A 10,393-nucleotide genomic window follows, 5' to 3' on the forward strand; every position below is an offset into this window, starting at 1 on the left:
CGCCCGCGCGGTCGCCGACCGCGTCGGGATCGATCCCGGAAACGTCCGCGCCGAGGTCCTCCCCGAGGACAAGTCCGACGCGGTCGAGGCGATCCAAGCGGACGGCCGGCGGGCGATGATGGTCGGTGACGGCGTCAACGACGCGCCCGCGCTGGCGGTCGCGTCCGTCGGGACGGCGATCGGCTCCGGGACGGACGTGGCCATCGAGGCCGCCGACGTGACGCTGATGCGCGACGACCCGCTGGACGTGGTGAAGGCGATCCGGATCTCGGACGCGACGCTCCAGAAGATCAAACAGAACCTCGTGTGGGCGCTCGGGTACAACACGGCCATGATCCCGCTGGCGTCGCTCGGGCTGCTCCAGCCGGTGCTCGCGGCCGGAGCGATGGCCGTCTCCAGCGTCTCCGTGTTGACCAACAGCCTCCTGTTCCGCCGGTACGACCCGGCCGAAGACTACCGGCTCTTCGGCCGGCTGCGCTGAGACGGGACCGGGGTCACGGAGGTCCGAGTCACGGCGGTACCGCTCACTGCGCGCTGGTCACCGATCCCTCCTCGTGCGGCTGGACGACGACGAATCCCTCGGTGCCCTCGAAGGAGAGCTGGATCGACTCGCCGGAGGTCTGGCCGATCTCGATCAGCTTGTTGGTCTCGAACGACGGCGAGAGGTTCGCGCTCCACGCGACCGTCGCGTCGGGGTCGGTGTACACCGGGGGCTCGATCACGAGCGGGTCCCCGTGCGTCGAGACCGCGACCTCGCCGGGACCGGTGAGGTAGACGTTGGTGAGCCCGCCCGCGGCCATGCCCGAGATGCTGTCGACGGTGTTGATCTCGTAGTCGACGGTCGAGTCGAACGCGAGGACGTCGTTGCCGTTCACCGAGATCGCCTCGCCCGCCTCGAGGTCGAGGATCTGCACCTTCTTGCTCTGTTCGGCCGCGTACAGGTGGCCCTCGCCGGTGACCTCCATCACGGGAGTCCCCTCGCCGCTCACCGCCTCCTTGACGAGGCCGGTGATCCCGCCCTCGGCGCTGGCCTTGCCGCTGAAGGTGAGGTCGCCCGTGTACGCGACCATCGCCCCGGCCTTGACCATCACGCTGTCGTCGACCGCGATGTCGAGAAGCCGGTTATTCTCCTTCTGGAAGCCGCTACCGCCGTCTTCGGGCGCGTTCTCGCGCGTGAACTCGTCGAGCTCCATCGTGCCGGCACGGTCGCGCGGAAACCGCCTAATTCCACCGAAAAGTGAAAACGGCGCTTAACTCACCGGTCACAGACCAGCGGTCGCGGACCGGAGGCCGTGGGCGAGGATCGCGGGCGAGAGGTCGCAGGTTGGAGGTTGCGAGCAGGAGGTCGCAGGCGGGGGATCGCAGCCGGGACGAGGCTCGTCTCTGACCGGTCTGCCTGGATACGATCGAGGCTCCGAGGGTGCCATTTATCACGCGGGCGATCCGACACCGGGACGGATGGCAACCTACGAGGCGTTTGACCCGGAGGCGGAGGTCAACGGGCAAACGGTCCTGACGATCGTCGAACGGGCGATGGGGAAGTTCTCCGCGGAGTACCGGGAACGGGCGGTCGAGGCGCTCGAAGCCGAGGGAATCTCCGACCCCGACCCCGACGAGTGGTACCCGCAGCAGGCCTGGCTGAACGCGTTCGAGACGATCGCGGCCGACCTCCAGCCGCACGTGCTCGACCGGCTCGGGGAGACGCTCCCGTCGGTCGCCGAGTGGCCGAACGACTTCGACACCGTCTCCGACGGGCTTCGCTCGATCGACGCCGCGTACCGGCGCAACCACCGCGGGGGCGACATCGGCCGCTACCGGTTCGAGTCGACCGGCGATCGGACCGGGACGGTCGAGTGTCACAACCCGTACCCGTGCCGGTTCGATCGGGGGCTCGTCCGCGGGGTGGCCAGGCGCGACGCGCCGGTTGACGCGTTCGTGTTCGTCGAGGAGACGGGCGAGACGTGTCGCCGGCGCGGCGGGGACCGGTGTACCTACACGGTCCACTGGTGAGGATTCGTCTCCCTGGTGAGGATTTGCTCCCTGGTGAGGATTTGTCTCCCTGGTGAGGACTTTCTCTTCTCTGGGGGTATTCCCGCCCGAGAGCCATCGCTGCGGGGCGGCGTCGCCGGTCGCGCCGGCGCTACCGGTCGTACGCTTCGAGCGCCTCGCGGAGCTCCGCCGCCGAGAAGTCGGCGGCGAGGTCGACCACGTCGAGGAGCGTCTCATGCGTCTCTCGGAGTTCGCGGATCCGCGCCGCGGTCTCGTCGTCGACCGCCTCCAGGTCGCGCTCCGCCTGACGAACGGTGCGGAGCGTGGTCTGGAGCTCGCGCGCGACGTCGCGTCGGAGCACCTCGCGGACGACGTACCAGAGTTCGCGTTCCGGCTCGAACCGGACCCGTCGGCCGCCGCCCGACGAGGACCGCCGGCGGATCAGGCCGATCCGGGTCAGCGTCCGCGTGACGTTGCTGACGGTCGACTTCGCGTACCCCGTCTCCTCGACGAGGTCGCCGATCGAGAGCGGCTCGGCGGCGAAGTATAGCACGCCGTAGATCCGGCCGGCGCTCCGGCTCAGTCCGTACAGCTCCGCCGACTGCTCCATCGACTCGATGACGCGCTCTCGCGCCGCCGCCGGGTCGTCGTCACGCATATCGGGCACCCGCTCGACCGGCCTGCTGCGCGCGCTGTCGCGGCATACTTCTCCGAAGTGTTTCGTAAGCATTAAATTGTTTGATTCGTTCGTTCGGGATGAGCCGAACAACACGCACACCAACCCCCGCCCTCCACACCTATGGCAAGCGCCTTCCCACACCACCCGCCAGTCGAACATGCCCCGCAGAAACGGACGAGCGTCGTCGTCGACCGCGAGGATCCGACCGACGTCCTGCCGGTACTCTCTTCGGAGACCGCCCAGCAAATCCTCGGCGTCCTCGGCGAGGAGCCCGGCACCGCCTCCGACGTCGCCGACGCCCTCGGCAAGTCGCTCCAGAACGTCACGTACCACCTCGATCGCCTCTGTGAGACGGACGTCGTGACGCCGGTCGACACGTGGTACTCCGAGAAGGGAAAAGAGATGACGGTCTACGCGTTGGCCGCCGAACGCCTCGTGATCGAGTTCGGCGGATGCGACGACGTCGAGCGCGGCTCGCAGGCCGGCCGCGAGGTCGTCTCGGGGCCAGACGGGTAGCCTTCCCCGCTCGTCCGACGCCCGATCGGCGGACGCGACAGATATTCCCGCTATCGGGCTCCACGAGCACGTCGAACCGTTCGTTGGATCGACCGAAATGATATACTCTCAGTATATTCATTTTAGTTATGTGTATGTGAGAATTGTCCAACCGTGGTCCGAGAGCGCTCCTCGTGTATTCTACGTGTCCGACAACTACTGACCGCTCGCGAAAGAGCGCGGATGAGTACTAGAATCTGTGGGGATGGACTGAATGAACAGGAACCGACGTGGACACTGTCGGTGACGTAAACAGACATAGATAGGTGTTGAAACGACCCGATCACGTCTCTGGTCGTCCTCGAATTCAATGAGAGTATACGGATGATACTCCATTCATACCGAATTTCATATATTTCATGTCGGGTGTTTCTCGTCGCGTCTTCACCGGCCGGACTCGCCTCGTCGCGTGCGGTTTCGGCGTCCCCGTATGCGGACACTTTTTGACCGGGCGCGCCCGATGGCGGATCATGACTGCCGACGTTGCCGATCCGGCGGAGATCGAAGACCTCATCGAGACGCACGTCCCGGACGCCGTCGCGCGGGTGACGACTCCTCGCGTGCACAACGACGAGGACGAGGACGCGCACTTCGCGGCCGTGGTCGTCTCGCCGGCCTTCGAGGACGAGTCGCTCGTCGACCAGCATCAGCGCGTGTACGACGCCGTCGGCGACCGCATGACGCGGTCGGTCCACGCGCTGGAGATCAAGACGTACACGCCCGAGGCGTACGCCGAACACGGCGACGGGACGCTCGACGACGACCTCCGCGAGGCGGGACTGATCGCGGGCGACGAGGCCTGATCCGGCCCCGTCGTCGGCGTCTCACCGCTCCTCGCTTCATCACCATGCGATCCACCCTCCGACGCGCCCTCCGCGGGATCCTCTCGGGAGTCTCGCTTTTGGCGTTCATCTCGCTGTTTCTCGCGCTGCAGGCCCGGATCGCGTCGCCGCCGCTCCTCGCCGGACTCGCCGCGGTCGGCGTCGTGACGCTGTTCGCGGCGGGCGGGCGTCCCGCCCTGTCTCGGCTGTTCGGACGTGCGTTCGAGCGGGATACCGGACACGACGACGATCCCGAGGTCGACTGGTGGCTCGCGCGGCTCGAGCCCGCGCTCGACGACGCGTGGAACCGGTACGCCGACGCCGTGTTGACGATCGGCCTCGCGGCCCTCGGGATCGGGTCGTTCGCGCTGGTGGTCGCCTACCCGGGCGAAGACCCGCCGCTCGGGCTCCTCGTCGTGGGACTGTTCGGGATCAACGGGGCGCTCATCTCCCTCGCGTTCGTATTCAAGTGACTGCGGGGTCGACGACGGCTCGGCGCGGTCGTCCTGTCCGTCGCCGGCCGCGCTCCCGTCGGCGTCAGCTCCCGGTGTCGCTGTCGCTGTCGTCGTCGCCGCCCACGCTCTCCTCGCTGTCGTCGTCGCTGTCGTCGTCGACACTCCCGCCCGTCACCCGGTCGGCGACCAGCTCGGCGAGCGGGTCGACGGTCAGTGTCAGGCGGGTGACGAGGAAGACTACGGGCACGAGCGCGACGAACAGGAACCCGGCGTCGTACACCCACGCCGCGTCGCCCAAAAGCGGCATCGCGGCGGCCCCGAGTCCGCGGTACGCGACCAGGACGGCGGCGAACACGACGAGCCAGTAGACCATTCCGGCCGCGTTTTCGACGATCCGGTCCGGACCGTCGTCGGCGTCGGTCACGGATCCGCCGAGCGCGGTCCGGGTCAGCAGCGCGAACTTCGGGGCCGCGTACAGCAGGATCCCCGACACGGCGACCGAGACGACCGCGGTGGCGACCGCGGCGAACGTCACGGGCGCGAGCGGGACGAGCCGGTCGACGCCGGGGAGCAGCGTCACCAGCGCGAGCACCCCGATCAGGGCTATCGCGGCGATCAGGAGCTTGCTCGCAGACCGTATCGTCTCGTGGTCGAGCGCGCTTCGAACTGCGGAGTCGTTCGAGCTCATCTGCGCTCGTCCGGTGGCCGCGACCGGACTTGTAACGGGGCGACGCTCGGTTCGATTTTCGTCGATTTTCACCGATTTGACGCGGTCGGCGCTCGTCGCAGGGTCGCCCCGCATTCAATACCTTTTACACGCTCTCCGGGATACCCCCCGCCATGGGTGAGGAATTCCGCACGGAGGAGGACAGCCTCGGCGAGATGCAGGTTCCCGCGGACGCCTACTGGGGCGCACAGACCCAGCGCGCGGTCGAGAACTTCCCGATCTCGGGAATCCCGATGAGTCGGCGCTTCATCCGCGCGCTCGGCGTGGTGAAGAAGGCGGCCGCGCAGGCGAACCGCGACCTCGGTCTGCTGGACGAGGAGACGGCGGAGGCGATCGTGGCGGCCGCCGACGAGGTGATCGCCGGCGAGCACGACGACCAGTTCCCGGTCGACGTGTTCCAGACCGGCTCGGGCACCTCCTCGAACATGAACGCCAACGAGGTGATCGCCAACCGCGCCGCCGAGATCGCGGGCGCGGCGGTCGGCGACCGCGTCGTCCACCCGAACGACCACGTCAACTACGGCCAGTCGTCGAACGACGTGATCCCGACGGCGATGCACGTCGCCTCCCTGGAGGCCGTCGAGAAGGACCTCGTGCCCGCTCTCGAGACGCTCCACGCCGAACTAGAGGCGAAGGAGGCCGAATTCGACGGCGTCGTCAAGACCGGTCGGACCCACCTCCAGGATGCCACTCCGATCCGGCTCGGCCAGGAGTTCGGCGGCTACCGCACCCAGGTCGCGAAGGGGATCGACCGCGCGGGAGACGTGCAGTCGAACCTCCGCGAACTCGCCCTGGGCGGCACCGCGGTCGGCACCGGGCTCAACACGCACCCCGAGTTCCCGGGGCTCGCGGCGGAGTACATCTCCGACGAGACGGGCACGACGTTCCGCGAGGCCGACAACCACTTCGAGGCGCAGGCCGCCCACGACGCGATGGCGGAGGCGCACGGCGCGCTCCGGACGATCGCCGGCAGCCTCAACAAGATGGCCAACGACCTGCGGCTGCTCGCGTCCGGCCCGCGCAACGGCCTGGGGGAGGTCGAACAGCCCGAGAACCAGCCCGGCTCGTCGATCATGCCCGGCAAGATCAACCCGGTCGTCGCCGAGTCGGTCAACCAGGTCCACAAGCAGGTCGTCGGCAACGACGCCGCGATCTCGGCGGGCGCCGCCCGCGGCGAGATCGACCTGAACCTCTACAAGCCGGTGATCGCCCACAACTTCCTCGAGTCGGCGGAGCTGCTCTCGAACGCGGCCGCGACGTTCGGCGAGCGCTTCGTCGCGAAGCTGGAGGCCAACGAGGAGCACTGCCGCGAGCGCGTCGAGCAGTCGATGGCGCTCGCGACCGCGCTCAACCCCGCGATCGGCTACGACAAGGCCTCGAAGGTGGCCAAGCAGGCGCTCGCCGAGGGGAAAAGCGTCCGCGAGGTCGCCGTGAGCGAGGGGTACCTCACCGAGGACGAGGCGGACGAGGTGCTCGACCCCGAGGCGATGACTCACCGCGTCATCCTCGGCGGCGAGGACTGATCGGCGGAGAGCAGCCACCTCTGGGTTCTTTCGGCCCGAGGCGTTCAGGATCTCTGTGTGCCCTATCGCCGTCTGACCCGCAGCTTCACTGCCCCGTCCGGGCGGAGCGTGATCGACGGCGACAGCGACAGTTCGTCGGTCACCGCTTCGAACTCACACTCCTGTGCGATCGTGGCGAGAACCAGCCGCGCTTCCAGTTTGGCGAAGTTCTCACCGATACAGCGCCGTGGCCCACCACCGAACGGGAAGTACGCGAACCGCGGGAGCGAGTCGCGGAACTCCTCGCTCCACCGCTCCGGCCGGAACGCGTCGGGACGCTCGTAGAACCGGGGGTCACGATGGAGTACCCACTGTTGTACCGTAACTGCGGTTCCCTCAGCGAATTCGTAGCCGCCGAGTTCGACCGGTTCGGTAGCTTCCCGTATTACACTCTGCACCGGGGGATACACGCGCATTCCCTCTCTGATCGTCCGTTTCGTATACGGCAAGTCCTCGATGACGTCTCTCGACGGCGGGCCGCCGTTCACGTTCTCGTCGAGTTCGGCACCCAGTCGGTCCGCTTGCTCCGGGTTCGTCGCCAGCAGGTAGAGGGTGTACGTCAGCGCGAGCGCGGTCGTTTCGTGGCCCGCCAACAGCAGCGTCACCACCTCGTCTTGTATCTGCTCGTCGTCGAGCCCCTCCACCTGTGATTTCGCCCGCAAGAGCCGCGAGACCACGTCGTCTCCGTCAACGTCGTGCGCCTCGACGATCTCCGTTGCAATCGCGTAGAGCGCCGAGAGCGCGCGCTTGTACCGGCGGTTGCCGGGCGTCGGAACGCTGTCTGGAATGTCGATGGGCCGTTCGAGTCGTTTCTCCGAACGGTCCATCACCGCTTCGAGCGCGTCGGCGATGTTGGCCTCGTAGTCCCGAATGTCCACGTCGAACAGGGTCTTCGCTATGATCTCGACGGTGAGTTGCATCATATCCGCGTGGATGTCTCGCACCGTGTCGTCGCGCCAGTCCGCCAGTAGTCGTCTGGTGTAGTCAACGATTATCGGCGCGTAGTCAGCGAGTGCTTCGGGATGGAAGGCCGGTTGCATCTGGTGACGCTGCTGTCGCCAGAATTCGCCCTCGCTGATCAACAGGCCATTGCCGATGACGGGGTTGAGAATCCGCCGATACTCTTCGCCCTTGCGGAACTTGTCGTTCTGGTGGACCAGCACCCGCTCGACGAGTTCGGGATCGCTCAACTGATAGAACTCTGTCCCGCCGAGTTTGTACCGTGCGATCGGCCCGTACTCGCGTGCAACCTCCTCGTAGAACGACAGTGGATCAGACGCGAACTGGTATATATTCCCCACCACCGGAAGACCCGACGGACCCGATGGCTCTCCACCTTGCTCCGTTCCCATACGACTCGGGACGACGCTTAGTGTCTTAGTATTTGTTACAATACGAGGGTGTCATCGAACGCTTCTCACGCCGATCTATTTTATAGGGGGACTGATGAATCAGCTATCAGGAGCGTGTATGCGTAGTGATCATCGGAGTTCTATAATTTGGCTCTGTTGAAATCCTCTTCCTGTGACACGTTCCAGCGAATATGCTGAATACAGCCCGCGTATCGTGCATTGAGCCGTTTCGGCGGGAAGTGGATTGAGAACACCATACCAGAGCCGGTACAGTACAGTTCCAATTGCGCTACCCAGCACGAGACTCTCCCGTCCATCCTCCGCAACCGAATTGAGCAGCTTAACGCGACCGATTTCCCGGGGAGAAGTGTTAGAACGGGAGAGGGCGATCACAACATATGCACGATAGTAACGGCCTGTCCAAGCCGATCCGATGGGGCGTGATTGGCTGTGGCGATGTTCTCGAACGGAAGAGCGGTCCCGCGTTCCACCAATCCGACCGAAGTTGCATCCAGGCTGTTGTCTCCAGCGACGGCGAGTCGGCGGCGCGCTATGCGGAGGCCCACGACGTGTCGATCGCCACCGGTGACGCCGAACAGGTCATGACGGACCCCGAAATCGATGCCGTCTACGTCGCGTCGCCGCCCAATACCCACGAGGATTTCACCGTTACCGCAGCCGAGGCTGGCAAGCCGGTCCTCGTCGAGAAGCCGATGGGGCGTAGTGTCACAGAGGGACGTGGCATGATCGACGCCTGCGATCGGGCTGGTGTCGAGTTGTTTGTCGCGTACTACCGGAGGTTCCATCCTCACGTCGAGGAGATACAGTCGCTGCTCGCGGAGGGACGGATCGGTGAACCGGTGTGCGCTATTGTCAACTACGCGCACCCGCGACCGAACGACAGCGGATGGCGCGAAATACCCGAGATCAGCGGCGGCGGCTGGTTCGTTGACGCGACCTCTCATCGCGTCGACCTACTCTGTCACCTGCTGGGCGCACCGACTGAGGCCACCGGCGTCGTCCGCTGTGATGACGGAGACAGTCAAACGGAGACAGCCGTTTCCCTTTCGCTCTCTGTCGCGGATGGTGTCTGCTGCACAGTTACGAGTGATTTCGTCGGCGCGGGTTCGACCGACCGCTTTGTGATTCGAGGCACAGCGGGTTCGATCGTCGCCGAGACACTGGACAGCGGCGGTTTTACCTACGAAGTTGCAGGAGAGTCGGGGAGTGTCGCATACAACCAACCAGAAACGACACATGGCGGCCTCCTCGACCACGTCGAGGCTGTCCTTTTGGACGGGGAGACGAACCGCTTGACCGGCCGGGACGCCATTCAGACAGAGGCAATCTTGGACAAGTGCGTCCGGAGTGTGTATGCGGACGCGATCCCTACGACCGTGTGGGACGGATCGTTACCTCTGACCGACTGACACTCGGGTGCTGTCGGCTCGCCCTGTTGCTTCACTCGTAGTGGAACTCTGTATTCAGCAAGCGGTTCCTGTCTGTTCCAAAGGGGTTCAACGGAGCCTATAATTTCTATGAGGCGTTCCAATAACTGTGTGAGAGACGGCGCAAGTATCGGTTAAAGATAGTGGGTCGTCATTATCTTCTTACCAAGGACGCGCTTCACCGCTAAGCTACCCAGTCTCTGACAGGTTTCTAACCCCTGTTTTCCGTCTTCCGCGTCCGATTCTACTACAGAGCCGTATGAGAATGTGATGAAAGCCCCCGGGTGTGCCGTATCATGACGCGATGTTATCTAATCTGCATAGTGCCAGTAGGGCTATCAATGCAACTACAAGATGAACCGTATCTGTGGAATTACATTAGACAAATTCGGTACTCGACCTTATCCGCTACACAGATCTAAACGTTTGAATCTCGATAACGTTCAAAAGATTGTGTGGCCTCCTCTAATTTACCAGACTAGCTCTGTTGAAATCCTCTTCTTCAGATATATTATCGCCTGAAACAGCTGTTAGCCTCGGCGTGCTAGTAGTACGATAGAGGGATAGTTGAGCGAACTGGAGCGTTCGAGACGGGATTCGTTGCTGGCGAGGAGAACACTCACAAAGCCCCAGCCGCGAGGACCTCCGAAAGACGGTCCTGCTCGCTTCGCTGCGCGGGCTGCGACTTTCGTGGTCCCGGTCACTCCGCTCGCGGGACTCGCGCGACTCGTTGCGTTCCTCGGTCGCTCGCGTTGCTCGCTCCCTGCGGTACTTACGTCGTCGGACGTCGCCCTCGCGGCAGCGA

11 protein-coding genes are annotated in these 10,393 nt (G+C 64.9%); 7 read left to right on the plus strand and 4 right to left on the minus strand.

Annotation, left to right across the window (positions count from 1 at the left end):
* Positions 1 to 481: HAD-IC family P-type ATPase (locus tag GJ633_RS10260; RefSeq protein ID WP_156588752.1), on the plus strand; the 481-nt coding region annotated here is incomplete at its 5' end.
* Positions 482 to 524: 43 nt separating this feature from the next.
* Here GJ633_RS10260 and GJ633_RS10265 read toward each other — a convergent pair.
* Positions 525 to 1,193, minus strand: a complete 669-nt coding sequence (locus GJ633_RS10265) for an AIM24 family protein (RefSeq protein ID WP_156588753.1) — start codon at positions 1,191 to 1,193, stop codon at positions 525 to 527.
* A gap of 265 nt (positions 1,194 to 1,458) precedes the next feature.
* Between GJ633_RS10265 and GJ633_RS10270 the strand changes: the two genes are divergently transcribed.
* Entirely contained in the window at positions 1,459 to 2,010 is a 552-nt protein-coding gene (locus GJ633_RS10270; RefSeq protein ID WP_156588754.1) for a hypothetical protein, read from the plus strand.
* Between the two features lie 130 nt (positions 2,011 to 2,140).
* Here GJ633_RS10270 and GJ633_RS10275 read toward each other — a convergent pair whose 3' ends face one another.
* Positions 2,141 to 2,647 carry a GbsR/MarR family transcriptional regulator gene (locus tag GJ633_RS10275; RefSeq protein ID WP_156588755.1) on the minus strand — a complete coding sequence of 169 codons (507 nt, stop codon included), beginning with the start codon at positions 2,645 to 2,647 and terminating at the stop codon, positions 2,141 to 2,143.
* A gap of 141 nt (positions 2,648 to 2,788) precedes the next feature.
* Here GJ633_RS10275 and GJ633_RS10280 point away from each other — a divergent pair, with 141 nt between their 5' ends.
* The 3 genes from GJ633_RS10280 to GJ633_RS10290 all read left to right on the plus strand — a co-directional run bounded on the left by GJ633_RS10280 (position 2,789) and on the right by GJ633_RS10290 (position 4,517).
* On the plus strand, positions 2,789 to 3,184 hold the full coding sequence (locus tag GJ633_RS10280; protein ID WP_156588756.1) for a winged helix-turn-helix domain-containing protein: 396 nt from the start codon (positions 2,789 to 2,791) through the stop codon (positions 3,182 to 3,184).
* A gap of 509 nt (positions 3,185 to 3,693) precedes the next feature.
* Positions 3,694 to 4,026 carry a BolA family protein gene (locus tag GJ633_RS10285; RefSeq protein ID WP_156588757.1) on the plus strand — a complete coding sequence of 111 codons (333 nt, stop codon included), beginning with the start codon at positions 3,694 to 3,696 and terminating at the stop codon, positions 4,024 to 4,026.
* 44 nt (positions 4,027 to 4,070) lie between these two features.
* A complete protein-coding gene (locus GJ633_RS10290) occupies positions 4,071 to 4,517 on the plus strand; it encodes a hypothetical protein (protein ID WP_156588758.1) in 447 nt (148 codons plus the stop codon).
* A 64-nt stretch (positions 4,518 to 4,581) separates the two neighbouring features.
* On the opposite strand, the gene GJ633_RS10295 is transcribed toward GJ633_RS10290, so the two are convergent.
* Positions 4,582 to 5,187 (minus strand): hypothetical protein, encoded by a 606-nt coding sequence (locus tag GJ633_RS10295; protein ID WP_156588759.1) that lies wholly within the window; start codon positions 5,185 to 5,187, stop codon positions 4,582 to 4,584.
* A gap of 152 nt (positions 5,188 to 5,339) precedes the next feature.
* Here GJ633_RS10295 and GJ633_RS10300 point away from each other — a divergent pair, with 152 nt between their 5' ends.
* Entirely contained in the window at positions 5,340 to 6,749 is a 1,410-nt protein-coding gene (locus GJ633_RS10300) for an aspartate ammonia-lyase (protein ID WP_156588760.1), read from the plus strand.
* 62 nt (positions 6,750 to 6,811) lie between these two features.
* Here GJ633_RS10300 and GJ633_RS10305 read toward each other — a convergent pair whose 3' ends face one another.
* Positions 6,812 to 8,140, minus strand: a complete 1,329-nt coding sequence (locus GJ633_RS10305; protein ID WP_156588761.1) for a cytochrome P450 — start codon at positions 8,138 to 8,140, stop codon at positions 6,812 to 6,814.
* A 398-nt stretch (positions 8,141 to 8,538) separates the two neighbouring features.
* Here GJ633_RS10305 and GJ633_RS10310 point away from each other — a divergent pair, with 398 nt between their 5' ends.
* Positions 8,539 to 9,570, plus strand: coding sequence for a Gfo/Idh/MocA family protein (locus GJ633_RS10310; RefSeq protein ID WP_156588762.1), 1,032 nt, complete (start codon positions 8,539 to 8,541; stop codon positions 9,568 to 9,570).
* Positions 9,571 to 10,393 lie beyond the last annotated feature (823 nt).

This window comes from Halorubrum sp. CBA1125 (genome assembly GCF_009742825.1).
Classification (GTDB): Archaea; Halobacteriota; Halobacteria; order Halobacteriales; family Haloferacaceae; genus Halorubrum.